Source organism: Streptomyces sp. NPDC088157 (assembly GCF_044741545.1).
In the GTDB taxonomy this organism is placed as follows: Bacteria; Actinomycetota; Actinomycetes; order Streptomycetales; family Streptomycetaceae; genus Streptomyces.
The window spans coordinates 449,780-463,986 of record NZ_JBIUSU010000006.1 but is presented as its reverse complement, the minus strand read 5'-3'; the positions used below and the strand labels follow the sequence as shown (position 1 = coordinate 463,986).

At 70.0% G+C, this 14,207-nt stretch carries 12 protein-coding genes; 10 read left to right on the top strand and 2 right to left on the bottom strand.

The annotated features are described in order from the left end of the window. The first annotated feature begins 138 nt into the window (after nt 1-138). A complete protein-coding gene (locus ACIPFH_RS26010; RefSeq protein ID WP_401829905.1) occupies nt 139-1,221 on the top strand; it encodes an isochorismate synthase MenF in 1,083 nt (360 codons plus the stop codon). A gap of 359 nt (nt 1,222-1,580) precedes the next feature. On the opposite strand, the gene ACIPFH_RS26005 is transcribed toward ACIPFH_RS26010, so the two are convergent. Both ACIPFH_RS26005 and rfbA read right to left on the bottom strand, forming a co-directional pair. Continuing rightward, a complete protein-coding gene (locus ACIPFH_RS26005; RefSeq protein ID WP_401829904.1) occupies nt 1,581-1,865 on the bottom strand; it encodes a hypothetical protein in 285 nt (94 codons plus the stop codon). Between the two features lie 422 nt (nt 1,866-2,287). Next, nucleotides 2,288-3,184 carry a glucose-1-phosphate thymidylyltransferase RfbA gene (rfbA, locus tag ACIPFH_RS26000; protein WP_401829902.1) on the bottom strand — a complete coding sequence of 299 codons (897 nt, stop codon included), beginning with the start codon at nt 3,182-3,184 and terminating at the stop codon, nt 2,288-2,290. Between the two features lie 381 nt (nt 3,185-3,565). Here rfbA and ACIPFH_RS25995 point away from each other — a divergent pair, with 381 nt between their 5' ends. From ACIPFH_RS25995 to ACIPFH_RS25955, 9 genes are all read left to right on the top strand, one after another. After that, nucleotides 3,566-4,984 (top strand): DHA2 family efflux MFS transporter permease subunit, encoded by a 1,419-nt coding sequence (locus ACIPFH_RS25995; RefSeq protein ID WP_401830234.1) that lies wholly within the window; start codon nt 3,566-3,568, stop codon nt 4,982-4,984. Between the two features lie 106 nt (nt 4,985-5,090). Continuing rightward, nucleotides 5,091-6,260: a glycosyltransferase gene (locus ACIPFH_RS25990; RefSeq protein ID WP_401829899.1), complete on the top strand. Its 1,170-nt coding sequence runs from the start codon at nt 5,091-5,093 to the stop codon at nt 6,258-6,260. Nucleotides 6,261-6,531: 271 nt separating this feature from the next. Beyond that, nucleotides 6,532-7,002, top strand: a complete 471-nt coding sequence (locus tag ACIPFH_RS25985; protein WP_401829868.1) for a hypothetical protein — start codon at nt 6,532-6,534, stop codon at nt 7,000-7,002. A gap of 56 nt (nt 7,003-7,058) precedes the next feature. Beyond that, nucleotides 7,059-8,447, top strand: coding sequence for an NDP-hexose 2,3-dehydratase family protein (locus ACIPFH_RS25980; RefSeq protein ID WP_401829897.1), 1,389 nt, complete (start codon nt 7,059-7,061; stop codon nt 8,445-8,447). Between the two features lie 590 nt (nt 8,448-9,037). Continuing rightward, nucleotides 9,038-10,042, top strand: coding sequence for an NAD-dependent epimerase/dehydratase family protein (locus ACIPFH_RS25975; protein WP_401829895.1), 1,005 nt, complete (start codon nt 9,038-9,040; stop codon nt 10,040-10,042). A gap of 46 nt (nt 10,043-10,088) precedes the next feature. Then, nucleotides 10,089-11,075: an aldo/keto reductase gene (locus ACIPFH_RS25970; protein WP_401829893.1), complete on the top strand. Its 987-nt coding sequence runs from the start codon at nt 10,089-10,091 to the stop codon at nt 11,073-11,075. Nucleotides 11,076-11,383: 308 nt separating this feature from the next. Beyond that, nucleotides 11,384-12,019, top strand: coding sequence for a dTDP-4-dehydrorhamnose 3,5-epimerase family protein (locus ACIPFH_RS25965; protein ID WP_401829892.1), 636 nt, complete (start codon nt 11,384-11,386; stop codon nt 12,017-12,019). A gap of 275 nt (nt 12,020-12,294) precedes the next feature. After that, nucleotides 12,295-13,107 (top strand): AfsR/SARP family transcriptional regulator, encoded by an 813-nt coding sequence (locus ACIPFH_RS25960; protein WP_356264467.1) that lies wholly within the window; start codon nt 12,295-12,297, stop codon nt 13,105-13,107. Nucleotides 13,108-13,124: 17 nt separating this feature from the next. Next, nucleotides 13,125-14,033, top strand: coding sequence for a nucleotide disphospho-sugar-binding domain-containing protein (locus ACIPFH_RS25955; protein ID WP_356264464.1), 909 nt, complete (start codon nt 13,125-13,127; stop codon nt 14,031-14,033). Nucleotides 14,034-14,207 lie beyond the last annotated feature (174 nt).

Here is a 14,207-nt window from a genome sequence, read left to right as displayed (position 1 = left end):
CAACACCTCTGGGAAGGGCGCCCGGCAGGTCGCCCGACCGCCGCTGCGCCCCGGTTCCTACTGCACGGCCCGAGCGGTTCCGTCGGGCTCACCGGCGCGCTGACCCGTTTCACCGACCTGTCCGAGGCGGAGGACGCGGTGCGAAAGGGCACCCGCGGGAATCTCGTCGCGGGCGCGGTGCCGTTCGACCACGCCCCGGGGACCTCGTCGTTCTTCCTGGGGCAGCGTGGTACAGGTCGACCGGTCCTCTCCGCGAGCAGCGTCGGGAGCGGTGGCCATTTCCTTCCGGACGTCGGATTCAACGACGCCGAGACAGCCAACTACATACGCCTGGTCGAACGCGTACTGCCCATGCTCCGCTCGCCGGAGAGTGCCCTGGAGAAGGTCGTCATAGCAAGGGCCGAGCGGTACTTCCCCACCGAGTACCTCGACCCGATGCACCTGTACGGGCGCATCGTGGACCTGTACCCGGGGGTGCACAGCTACCTCGTGGAGCACCTGGAGACACCCGGTGTCCACACCCTGGGGGCGAGCCCGGAGCTCTTCATGAAGAAGAGCGGCGCTGTCGTCACGATGACGCCGCTGGCCGGGACGATCCCGCGGAACCCGTTGCTCCCCGCCACAGAGGACGAAGAGCGGGCTCGTGCCGAGTTGTTCACCGACAAGTACCTGGCCGAGCATCGTCACCTGGTCGAGTTCATGCTCAAGGGCCTGAGGCCCTTCTGCAGCGTGCTGGACCACCCCGACGAACCCGAACTGCTGGGGGTGCCGGGCGTATGGCATTTGGGAACTCCCATCCGGGGCCGTCTGGTCGACTCCGGAGTCCGCGTGGCCGACCTCGTGTCGGCGCTGCACCCGTCACCGGCGGTCTGCGGTGTCCCCCAGGCCGAATCGCTCCACCTGATCACGAAGAACGAATCGACGCGTGGATATTACGGCGGCCTCGTCGGCTGGGCCGACAGCAACGGTGACTGCGAGTTCTACATGGCGTTGCGAGGTCTCGACCTCGATTCACGGGGGCACGGCAGCCTGAGTCTGCGGGCCGGAGGCGGTGTGGTGGCCGGCAGCCGACTGGACGTCGAGTTCGCGGAGACCACGGCGAAGCTCGCGACGATGCGTCGAGCGCTCGGCGTGGAACCGTCTCCGAGCACCCGGTCACGGGCGTACGGCACCGGCTCGCCGCCGGCGGTGGTGTCTCGTGAACCGGTTCGTGTCAGCTGAAGCCCTTCGGCCTCGCGACGCACTCGGGCGCGGCCGACGCGGACGCCGTCCAGGCCGGCCTGCTCCCAGTACGCCTCGGCGATGGGATCGGTGCAGGCCGGCGGGCCGACGTCCGCCGGGGTGGGGCTGCCGAAGCGGAGCAGCCCGGCCTCGCCGAGCAGGCGCGGGCCGCCCCTGTGTCTCCTCGGCGGTCAGCGCGGGCGCGGCACCGTGCGGAGTGGTCATGCCCCGGCGGGAGACCAGGTTAGGTCGCCTCGCCGGGGATGGTCACGGGACGCAGGTGGTGCCTGAGAACACGAGGGTTGAGCCGTCGTGTAGGGCGGCCGGTCCGGGTCTCCTGGGGCGCGGCGACCCGGAAGTCAGATCCAGGACCCCACGACCGCGTCGCTCTCGACGGCCACGGGCGCCGTGGTCTCCGCCCCGTAGGTATAGGTGAGGGCGACGTTCGCGGCGAGGGGCTCCGCGCAGAACGTGAACGTGGCGGCGTTCGGAGTCGCGGGGACCGGGTCCGCGCAGAAGGTGAACAGCATGGTGGAGCCGGCGGAGTGGTCGAGCGTCTCGACCACGAGGAGCGGACGTGCGGGAGCTGCCTCGGTGATGCGCGCCGAGTGGGGGGTGACAGGGGTGGCACTGGCGTGGCTCATCGGAGAAGATCCTCACTGACGTGGTGGGCTGGTGCTCCAATGGCCAGAATTCTTCTTGGGTGAGGGCTTCACGGACAGTGTCCGGTTCATCGGTGAGGGGTGAAGTTCTCACTCAAGTGGAGGCCTCAGCTCCGTCAGTCGCCGCTTGAGGGCTTCCCACCGGCTTCGGTTGCCGCGATACCACCGTGCGGTTTCGGCCAGACCCTGCTCGTGGCCGCGTTCGTGGTGCAGCGGTGCGCTCTGCCGCGAGGCGAACAGGCTCACCGGCTCGCACCCCGCAGGCCGGCATCCAGTCCCTGGGATGCGGGCCGTTGACGGTGTCGTGCATGACGCGGCGGAGCTCGGTGAGGACTTTGGCGTCCGCCGCTGGGGCCGGTCGTATCGGGAGCAGGGACTCCTTGGCCGAGCACGGGGGACTCTTGTCAGGCGGCGCGGACGGCCGACCGCGGGATGCGGCGGGACGCCACCTCGGTGACATAGGCGCCGTAGTCCGTACCCCGCATCTCCTCGCCGAGGCGGAGGCACTGCTCGGGGGTTATGAAGCCGCGGTTGAGCGCCAGTTCCTCGACGCAGGCGATGAACTCGCCCTGCCGCTGCTCGACCAGCTGGACGTACTGCGCCGCCTGCAGCAGCGAGTCGTGGGTGCCCATGTCCAGCCAGGCGAAGCCGCGGCCGAGCGGGGTGAGCCGGGCCCGGCCCTGCGCCAGGTAGGCCTGGTTGACATCGGTGATCTCCAACTCGCCCCGTGCGGAGGGGGAGAGGTTCTTGGCGATCCCGACCACGTCACTGTCGTAGAAGTACAGCCCGGTCACCGCGAGGTTGGAGCGCGGGTGGCGCGGCTTCTCCTCCAGCGACAGCAGCCGGCCCTGCTCGTCGATCTCCCCGATCCCATAGCGGTGCGGGTCGCGCACCTGGTAGCCGAACAGCGCCGCGCCGTCGAGCTGACGCACCGCGTCGTCGAGGAGCAGCCCGAACCGCGGCCCGTGGAAGATGTTGTCGCCGAGCACCAGTGCGACCTGGTCGCCGTCGATGAAGTCGGCGCCGATGATCAGCGCTTCGGCGATACCGCGCGGCTGGTCCTGCTCGGCGTACTCGATGTTCAGGCCGAGCTGGGAGCCGTCCCCGAGGAGCGTGCGGAAGCTGTCCGAGTGGTCCTTGGACGAGATCAGCAGGATGTCCCGGATGCCCGCCAGCATCAGCACGGAGAGCGGATAGTAGATCATCGGCTTGTCATAGACGGGCAGGATCTGCTTGGACAAGGCTCCGGTGAGCGGGCGCAGGCGCGTGCCGCTGCCGCCGGCGAGGATGATGCCCTTCATCTCAGATCACCTTTCACAGTTGTTCGAGCCGGGTGCTCTCCTCGTACCGCGGCAGCGGGCCCTGTTCCGCGGCCTCGGCCGACGTGGATCCCGCTGGCCCGATGCTGCTGCCGTCCGATCGGGCGCGAGCGGAGAAGCGCTTGAGGCGACCGCGGCCGGGGGCCCGGGGAGCCGTGGGCCAGGACTCGACCGGCGCTCGAGTCGGTCTTCCTAGCCTCGGCTGTGATGTTCTGCGCCGCCCGTAGTCGGACCGGCGCTCTGTCACCGACCCCGCGACGAAACCGTTGCCCCTCCATGGTGAAGTCGGAAGGAAATCCCTGAATGAGTACTGACAAGGTCGCCGCCGGCGGCAATACGGCTGGGGCCGGGAAATCCCCGGGCATGGCCACGCTGATCACGGGCCTGACCGCCTTCATGGCGGGGCTCGACAATCTGGTGGTCCTCATTGCGCTGCCTACGATCAGGGACGAGCTCGGTGGCAGCCTGAAGGACCTGGAATGGACGGTGAACGCCTACACGCTGTCGTTCGCCGTGCTGATGATGTTCGGTGCCGCCCTGGGCGACAGGTTCGGGCGCCGCCGGATGTTCATCACCGGTCTGCTGCTGTTCACCGCCGCGTCGGCCGCTGCCGCTCTGGCACCGGGCATCGGCGAGCTGATCGCAGCCCGCGTGGTCCAGGGTGTCGGCGCCGCCATCATCATGCCGCTCTCCCTCACCCTGCTCACCCATGCCGTTCCCGCAGCGAAGCGGGGCGCGGCCCTCGGCATCTACAGCGCGGTCAGCGGACTGTCCATCGCAGGCGGCCCGCTGGTGGGCGGAATCGTCACGGAACACATCTCCTGGCACTGGATCTTCTGGATCAATGTGCCGGTGGGCCTGCTGCTCGCCCCCGCCGCCTGGCGCTCTCTGGGCGAGAGCCGCGGCCCGAACAACCGTCTGGACGCGCCGGGCACGGTCTTGATCAGCCTCGGCATCCTCGGCCTCGTCTACGGCCTGATCCGGGCGAGCGACGACGGCTGGGGCTCCCCGCAGGTCCTGGGCCCCTTGGTGGCCGGTGCCCTGCTGGTCGTCGCCTTCGTCCAGTGGGAGCGGCGCAGCAGCGCGCCGATGCTGCCGATGCGCATGTTCCGCAACCGGGCCTTCAGCGCCGTCAACGCCGGCGCCCTGCTGATGGCCTTCGGCATGTACGGCGTGGTCTTCCTCATCACGCAGTTCATGCAGAACATCCAGCACATGACGCCGACGGAGGCGGGCGTGCGGATGCTGGCGTGGACGGCGATGCCGATCGTGGTGGCGCCCATCGCGGGCATGATGTCGGACCGGATCGGCGGACGTCCCGTGGCGGTCTTCGGACTCGTGATGCTTGCCGCCGGATTCGCCTACTGGGCGCTGGTGCTGAGCCCCGACGCGTCCTACGTCGAGCAACTGCCCGGCTTCCTCCTGGGCGGCGTAGGCGTCGCGTGCTTCTTCGCCCCGCTGTTCACCCTGACGATGAGTTCCGTCGACGCCTCCGAGCAGGGCATCGCCTCCGGCGCGAATTCGGCCGCCCGTGAGCTGGGCGCGCCGCTCGGCGTGACCGTCCTCACCACCGTCTTCATCCACAACGGCGGCTACGCATCGGGCCAGGACTTCGTCGACGGCTTCGTACCCGCCCTGTGGGTCGGCGCGGCGGCCATGGCGATCGCCGCGGTCGTGATGCTCTTCTCCACCCGGCCCGCCGGTGCGCAGGAGCAGCACGGTGCCGAACCGGCCCGGGACGCGGTCGAGGTCGAACCGGCCCCCTCGGCGGCCACCCGCTGACACCTCGTAAGCCGACCTGCGGCCCGACACGACGACATCGCGTCGGGCCGCAGGTCGGCAGCACGTCATCTCCCTTTACGCCACCGGCAGAAAGGCCGTGCGAGACATGAAGGTTCTCTTCGCAAGCCTCGGAAACTACGGACACGTATTCCCCCTTGTTCCGCTCGCTCAGGCGGCACACGCGGCCGGGCACGAGGTCTGGTTCGCCACCAACGAGCAGTTCCACCCGATCGTCGAGAAGGCGGGGCTGCGGCCGGTCACCAGTGGGCTCACCGTCCCCGAGGCGTTCATAGAGGCGGCCGGCGGCCAGGCGTTCCTGGACGCCAACGGCGGTGACGTACAGGCCAGTGATGTTCCGCCCGAGGTGTTGGCGGCCCTGGCGGTGAAGGCGTTCGGCTCGGTGCTGCCGCGCAGTGTGTTCGCCGATCTCACCCCGGTCATCGACTCCGTCCGGCCGGATTTGGTCGTCTACGAGAGCCTCAATCCCGGCGCCGCCTTCGCGGCCGCGGCGGCGGGTGTGCCCGCCGTGTCCCAGAGCATCGGCCGGGTCTCGTCCGACCCGCTGATCCCGCAGGAGCTGTTCGCCACGGCGAGCGACCTGGGGGTGGCCGACAAGATCGGCCAGGATCCGACCCTGGGCAACCCGTACATCGACATCTGCCCTCCTGCCGTGCAGAACCAGGAGTTCCTGGCCTCGGGTGTCCAGGTGATCCCGCAGCGGCCCGCCTCCTTCAGCGAACCGGGTGAGCTGCCCGCGAGTGTCACCCAGGGGGAGGGCCCTCTGGTCTATCTGAGCTTCGGCACCGTGGTCGGCTCCGCGGAGCGGCTGCGCACCGTGATCGACGGCCTGCTGCCGTTGGACGTACGGGTCCTCGTCGCGACGAGCGCTCTGGTGGACCCGGCCGAGCTGGGGGAGCTGCCGGACCGAGTCGTCGCGCTTCCCTGGGTGCCGCAGCCCGAGGTGCTGCGGCACGCCACCGCAGTCGTCCACCATGGCGGCCATGGCACCACGCTGGCCTCGCTGGCCGCGGGGCTGCCCCAGCTGATCCTGCCGGCGGAGAGCGACGGCTTCGGCAACGCGCCCGCGGTGAGCGCGACCGGAGCGGGCCGCCTGCTGCTCGGCGAGGACGTGTCCGCCAAGGCGGTGGAGACCGAGATGCGCGTCCTGTTGACCGACGGTGCGCACCGGGAGGCGGCCCGCAGGATGGCCGACGAGATCGCGGCGCTGCCCGGGCCGGCCGACACGGTCGCGAGGTTCGCCGAGTTCGTCGGCTGACCGGCCCCCTGCGCCCTGTGCCCCGCGCTCGTCCGTGAGCGCGGGGCACGGTGCGTAGGAGGCGTCAGGCCCCGCGGTTCGCGGGTCTCCGCCTCCGCCGGAAGGCCCGGTGGACGGTGGCCCGGCTCGTTCAGGACTGCGCCTGCGCCGCCGGGTCGCCCCCCGGCTGCCGGAAGATGTCCTGCGCTCCAGCGGAGCGCGAGGGACAGGCGAGGGCTGCGGCCTAGCGTCGGTTTCCGAACCGAATCAGCCACTGTCTGAAGGAGTCTCCATGGCCACCGAGGAGCACGAGTTCACTCTGCCCGGCGCGGACCTGCCGCAGCCCGACGAGGATTTGCGCAAGCGGCGCGAGGCGGTCGTCATCGAGCACACCGTCGCCGAGGGCGCCTGGGACATCGACGGAGTGATCGCGACGTTCCCGCGTGGCGGCGTGTACCGGGTCATTCCGTTCGAGGAGTCCCCGCTGATCGGTGAAGAGGCCATCAAGAAGGGCTACTTCGCCGAACTGCAGAAGGCGTTCCCGGTCGCCGACCACAGCCTGTTCCACGTCCACCACACGCCGACCGCGGTGATCGTGGAGGCGCAGTTCCGTGCCAAGCAGGAGGCGGACTGGCGTGGGATACCCAACCGCGGCAAGACCGTCGACACCCCCGTGGCGATCTTCTTCCACTTCGACGGCGACGTCCTGATCGACGAGACCCTCTACTTCGACATGGCCACCTTCGCCCGTCAGCTCGCCTGAGCCTCGCGAAGCCGGCTCACCCGTCCTGGCCCGTAAAGTTGAAAGGAAGCAGCAGGATGCAGCCCGAGGTGAACGGTGCCGACGACTTCCTTGCGTCGGCGCTGGTGTCGAAGTCCCCGCTGACCCCCGACGCAGGCTCCTTCCTCAAGGAACGCGAGGAGTCCGCCTCTTACGACGTCGAGCGGGTGCCCCTGGCCACTCTTCCGAATTGGCACCTCGGTGACCGGCTCAGCCGCGCGGACGGCAAGTTCTTCACGGTGGAAGGGCTCTCCATACGGACGGATTTCGGACCCGTGCCGCAGTGGACCCAGCCGATCATCGTCCAGCCGGAGATCGGCATCCTGGGGATCCTCGCCAAGCGGTTCGACGGCGTGCTCCATTTCCTCATGCAGGCGAAGATGGAGCCGGGGAACACCACGTTCGTCCAGTACGCGGCGACCGTCCAGGCGACTCAAAGCAACTACCAGCGCGTCCACGGCGGCAGAGCCACCCCGTATCTGGACTACTTCCTGGAGGGCACGCGGCGACGTGTCCTGTTCGACCAACTCCTCTCCGAGCACGGCTTCTGGTACCTGTACAAGAGAAATCGCAACATGATCGTCGAGGTGCCGGAGGACGAGGAAGTACCGGTCGAGAACGATTTCACCTGGCTCACTCTGGGCCAGGTGCGCCAGCAGCTCACGCAGGGCAACGGCGTCAACATGAATGCCCGTACCGTGCTTTCCGGAATAGCCTACGGCGCTGCCGACGGTGACCGGCTGTCATACGCCGAGCAGCCCGACGGATTCCACGCCGAGCTCCTGAAGTCGCATCGGACGCCGTGTTCGGCGGCCGACCTTTCCGGTGCGCTGACGTGGCTCTTCGACCAGAAAGCGAAGTTCAGCCTGGACGCCAGGCGGGTCAGCCTGCGGGACATGGACGAATGGATCTGCGACGACGAGAGCATCCGCCATCGCGACGGCCGCATCTTCGACATCATCGGCATGTCGGTCCAGGCGACAAGCCGGGAGGTCGGCACGTGGTGGCAGCCCATGCTCGAGCCCCGTCCCGGAAACGCCGTGGCCCTGATCTGCCAGCGGCGGGCCGGGGTACTGCGGTTCCTGCTCCAGGCCACGGTCCAGCCCGGCCTGACGGACCGTCTCGAACTCGGGCCCACCGTGCAGTTCTCTCCGGGTTATCACCGCGGCCCTCAGGACTTCCCGCCGCTGACGGAATATCTCGACGCACCCGAATCCTGGATCCGGATGAACGCCATCCAGTCGGAGGACGGCGGCCGCTTCTCCCGGGCGGACACGCGGCACCTGGTCGTCGAAATCCCCGAGGACCACGAGATCGAGGCGCCGGACAACTACCGCTGGATCACCCTCGGTCTGCTCAACCGCCTGACCCATTTCGGATACCACGTCAACGTCGAGGCCCGGAGCCTGGCCGCATGTCTTCTCTGACAATCGGCGGCCACCATGACATCTCCGGTCATCGAATGCACGCCGTACCGGGAAGAACCGCCCACCTGGCCACAGCCCTTCCCTAGCTGCCGCGCCTCGACATATATGGCTTCCTGGAAGCCGCCGAGGAGCTCGCCGAGGAGCTCGCCGAGGAACTGCCGAAGGAACTCGCGGCGGGTCTGGACGAGTTCAACGCCACCGCCGTGGTCGCCATCAGGGCCGCAGGCCGGCTCCGCACAGCGCGTACGCGACCGCGTACGGCAACGGCCGTGCCGGCTCGCTCCTCCACGAAGCCGTACCCGACGCCCACGGCCCACCGGCTGTCCGGGGAGACCTCGAAGGCCGGGCTGATGCCACCGGAAGTCCAGGTCGACCGACCGCGGTTCCTGATCGCTCCCTTGTCCGACGAAGACGCCCGACGACCACGTGACGGAACGGCGCACTGAGCAACGGCCGGCCGAACTGGCTACCCAGGAACCACGGTTCATGGACCACACAAACTCTCATGGAGGTATGGGCGTGAAAGGAATCACCCTGGCCGGCGGCCTGCTCCCCGAACTGAACCCCGCCCGGACGCTGGAGGCAGCGCTGTGACCGTGAACCCCCCGCTCATCGTGGTGCTGGGCGCCGCAGGCTTCGTCGGATCCGCCGTGTTCCGCGAGCTGGCACAGCACCCGGTCCGGATCCGGGCCGTGTCCCGCAGGAAGTGCCCTGTCCCCGAGGACGCCCGTGCCGAGATCGAGGTGCTCTCCGCCGATCTGACCGAGCCCGGCCAGATGGCCGTCGCCGTCGCCGGCGCCGATGTCGTGATCCACTCCCTGGCGTACATCGCGGGGGCATCGACCTGGCGCATAGCGGATGGCGACACAGGAGCCGAACGCGTCCACGTCGGCCTGATGCAAGACCTGCTGCACGCCCTTGGCGACCGAGCCGATTCCCAGGCGCCCCCGACCGTCCTGTTCACGGGATCGGTCACGGCGGCCGGACCTTCGGACAAGGAGGTCCTGGACGGCACCGAACCCGACCGGCCGAAGGGTTACTACGAACGGCTGAAACTCGAGGCGGAGCGAGTGCTGTTGGAGGCCGACGCGGCGGGCACGGTGCGGGGTGCCTCCCTGCGCCTGACCACGGTGTACGGCTACAGCGCCGGGTCCACCGCCCGGGACAAGGGCATCGTCTCCACGATGACGCGCCGCGCCGTGGCCGGCGAGCCCCTGACCATGTGGCACGACGGAACGGTCCGCCGGGACCTGCTCCACGCCGATGATGTCGCCCGCGCCTTCTGGGCCGCCATCCCCTGCATGGACGTGCTCGCGGGAAAGCGCTGGCTGATCGGCACCGGCCAAGGGGCCCCGCTCGGGCCCGTGTTCGACAGGGTCTCCGCGCTCGTCGCCGAACAGACGGGCAAGGAACCGGTGCCGGTGGTCTCCGTGGCGCCGCCGGAGTACGCCGAGGCCATCGACTTTCGCAGTGCGGTCATCGACTCCTCCGCGTTCCGTGCCGCCACCGGCTGGAAACCGCAGGTGTCCCTCGAGGAGGGCCTGCGCCTGACGACGGAGTTCTGCTCCAGTGGCCGTGAGGCCGAACTGTCCTGAGCCTGTTGTCGCGTAAGCATTCATCCCTGAAGGAGGAGAAGGACGCGTGATCTACACACAGCTGGGCCGTACCGGTCTGCGTGTCAGCAGGCTGGCCCTCGGCACCGTCAACTTCGGTGGCCGGGTGGAGGAGCCGGAGGCGCACCGCCTCATGGACCACTCCCTGGAGCGGGGCATCAACCTGATCGACACCGCCAACACCTACGGCTGGCGCGTCCACAAGGGCCACACCGAGGAGGTCATCGGCCGATGGCTCGGCAAGGGCTCCGCCCGCCGCGACCAGGTCATCCTGGCCACCAAGGTGGGCGACCCGATGGGCGAGGGCCTGAATGACCACGGCCTGTCGGCCCGCAACATCGTCGCAGCCTGCGAGGCATCGCTCAGGCGGCTGGGCACGGACTGGATCGACGTGTACCAGATGCACCACCTCGACCGGTCCGTGGGCTGGGACGAGGTCTGGCAGGCGATGGACCTCCTGGTCGCCCAGGGCAAGGTGCGCTACGTCGGCTCGTCCAACTTCGCCGGCTGGGACATCGCGTCCGCGCAGGCGGCCGCGCAGCGCAGGAACTCCCTGGGCCTGGTCTCGGAGCAGTGCGTCTACAACCTGGTCACCCGGTACACGGAGCTCGAGGTGATGCCCGCGGCCCAGGCGCACGGACTCGGTCTACTGGTCTGGTCACCGCTGCACGGCGGTCTGCTCGGCGGCGTGCTCCGCAAGCTGCGGACCAACTCCGCCGTCAAGTCCGCGCAGGGCCGTGCGGTGGAGGCCCTGGAGGCGCAGCACGACACCATCGAGGCCTACGAGAAGCTCTGCGCCGATTGCGGCCTGGACCCGGCGGTGGTCGGTATGGCCTGGACGCTGTCCCGCCCCGGTGTGACGGCTGTGGTGATCGGGCCTCGGACGGAGCAGCACATCGAGGGCGCACTCGAGGCTTTGGAGTGTGCGCTGCCGGAGTCCGTGCTGGCCGAGCTGGACGTACTTTTCCCGCCGGTCGGTCGAGGTGGCCCCGCCCCCGACTGCTGGTTGACCTGACCTGGAGCACGGAACGCAAACACGGTCCCCGCGCTGGTCGCGGGACGGACGGGCAAGGAACCGGTGCCGGTGGTCTCCGTGGCGCCGCCGGAGTACGCCGGGGTCCGCGACTTCCGGAGTGCGGTCATCGACTCCTCCGCGTTCCGTGCCGCCACCGGCTGGAAACCGCAGGTGTCCCTCGAGGAGGGCCCGCGCCTGACGACGGAGTTCTGCTCCAGTGGTCGTGAGGCGGAACTGTCCCGAGCCTGTTGCCGCGAGGCTTCCGGTGCTCCAGCCGGTCTTGAGCTGCGGCGACTACCGTCGTCGGTATGGATCTCAGGAGCCTGGAAATCAGCGAACTCGCCCTCCCGGACGCGTTCCTGGTCTCGCCCCGGGCCGTTGAGGACGGCGTTGTGGTCCGCTATGAGGCGTTCCGTCAGGACTACGTGGAGGAAGCGATCGGACGGCCCTTCGCGATCCGGTACAGCGACCTGTCGGTCGGGCGGCGCCGGGTGTTGCGCGGCATCCACGGCACCACGGGCCCGGACAGCCGTGCCAGGCTGTTCGGCTGTGTGCGGGGCTCCGCCGTCCACGTCGTGGTGGATCTGCGGGTCGGGTCCCCGGACTACGGCCGGTACGAGACGGTCTGGCTGGACCACCGCAGCGCGTCCGGGGTGTTCGTCTCCGAGGGCCTCGGCCACGCCTGGCTCGCCCTCGAGGACGACACGGTCGTCGCCTGTCACAGCTCCCGCCCGTACACGGCGGGCGCCGCGTACACGGTCAGCGCACTCGACCCGGCTCTCGCCCTGCCATGGGGACTCATCGAGGCGCCGCTGATGACCGACGAGGACCTGGCCGCGCCCACCGCGGAGGAGGCGCTGGCCAAAGGGCTCCTGCCGGCCTACGAGGACTGCCTGGCGCTGTACGGCCGTCCCGTACTCGCCACCGACCGAACCACCGACTGAACCACCGACCGAACCACCGACTGAACCACCGAGGGTCCGGCTCTCCTCCATTGCCGGGCCGGAGGCCCCGCGTGCCGTGACGGACACGCGGGGCCTCCGCCATGTCCGGAACCCGTCGACCGGTCGGCTGCCCGGTCGGTGGACCGTGAGCGGACCATGAATCGGTCACACCCGGAGCAGGACGGAGGCACCCGGCGGAAGGGGAGTGACGCACTGTCCGGGCGGTGGGCCGTATGGGAACTTCGAGGTCCGACGACAGAGACAAGGGGGACCGCATGCGAATCTTCGTTCTGGGGTCTTTGGACGCCGAGCTGAGAGGAATTCCGATCCTGCCCACGGCGGCGAAGCCGCGGCAGATCCTGACACTGCTCGCCATCTACGCCAACCAGGTCCTGCCGGTCTCCGCGCTGATGGAGGAGATCTGGGGTGACAACCCGCCGCGCAGCGCGCTCACCACGCTGCAGACGTACATCCTGCAGCTCCGGCGCTGCATGGAGAACGCGCTGGAAGGAGAGCCCGGCGGCTCCAAGGAGCTGCTGCTGACCCGGCACGGGGGATATCTCCTGCACGCCGAGCCGGGCAGTATCGACGTGCACGAGTACGACCGGCTGTCCTCCCTCGGTCAGCGCGCCTTCGACCGGGGTGAATACCAGCAGGCCGCGGAGCGGTTCCGGGAGGCCCTCGGCCTGTGGCGGGGCCCGGCCCTGGTCGACGTACGCACCGGGCCGTTGCTCGAGATCGAGGCGATGCGGCTGGAGGAGAGCCGGCTCGGGATGCTGGAGCGTCGCAACGACGTCGAGCTCCGGCTCGGCCGCCATGCCGAACTGCTCACCGAACTCACCGCGCTGACCGCCCGCCACCCGCTGCACGAGGGCCTGCACGCCCAGTCCATGGTGGCCTTCTACCGGGCCGGACGACCCTCCGCGGCGCTCGACGTTTTCCAGAACCTGCGTGGCCACCTCGTGGAGGAGCTGGGCATCGAGCCTTCACAGCGTCTGCAGCGTCTGCAGCGGGCCGTGCTCGGCAGCGACCCGGCACTGGACGTCGACGCCGGGACCGGGCGGGTGCTCGACCGCTTCACCGGGTGACTGCTCAGGGAGGATCCGTGCGAGTGCTGTTCTCGGCGGGCCTCGGCATGCCGGCCGTGCTGCGACTGGTCCTGCTCGCCAGGGCGCTGCAGGCGGCCGGCAACGAGGTCCGCTTCTGCTGTCCGGCCCGGGCCCGCTACCGCGTGGCCCGGGCCGGCCTCGTCCCGGTGCTGGCCGATCCGCAGCAGTTCAGCCGGGCCTGGCGGCCCGACCTGGTGGTCCACGATCCGCTGTGCCCCGACTCGACTGCCATGGCGGCCATGTCCGGGGTGCCCACCATCGGCTATCTTCCGTACGCCCACCCGCCGTTGTCGCCGCGGCCGACCGTCTGGATCGACCCCTGCCCCCCGCCGCTGCGGGAACGACCGGAGCCCGGTGCCTGGCGTGTGCGCTGCGATGCCTACGAGTTGCCCGGCAAGCCGGTGCCCCGGCTCGCCGGGCTGCCGCTGCTTCCGCGCGTCTGCATCGCCGGGGTCCCGGCCGGGACCCGGCCCGAGGACCGCCGCCGTGCGCGGCTCTTCCGGCGGGTCGCCGAGGGCGTCGAGAGCCTCGGCCTGCAACTCCTCGTGCTGACCGGCGACGACCATCCCTGGAGCCTGCTGCTGCCCGGCTGCGTCGTCGTCGTGCACGGCGGGGACGAGGGGGTCGTGTACGCGGCCGCCCGGTTCGGCGTCTCCCAGCTGGTGCTGCCGGCGGGGGAGCAGGAGCGGCGGGCCGGGGCGCGCCTGGAGCAGGCCGGCATCGGCCGTTGCCTCTCCGACGACGAACTGGCGGGCGACCCCAGCATGCTGCGGCTGCGCTTCCACATCGCCGAGCTCGTCAACGGCGGTCGTGTGCTGCCCACGGCCGCCCGGCTCGGCCGGACCGTCGCCCGCATGCCGCCGCCGGCGGACCTCGTCCCGGACATCGAGGCGCTGATGCGCTGACGTCAGGGAGAAGGAGCAGGGCGCCGTTGCGTCCGGTCGGTCCGCGGTGACACACGAGGGTCGTGGCGATGGCGATCGGCGGGGGGGGGGGGGGGCGCCGGCGCGGGGCGGGGGCGCGGGGGGGGGGGGGGGGGGGGGGGGGGGGGGGGGGGGGGGGGGCGGGGGGGGGCGGGA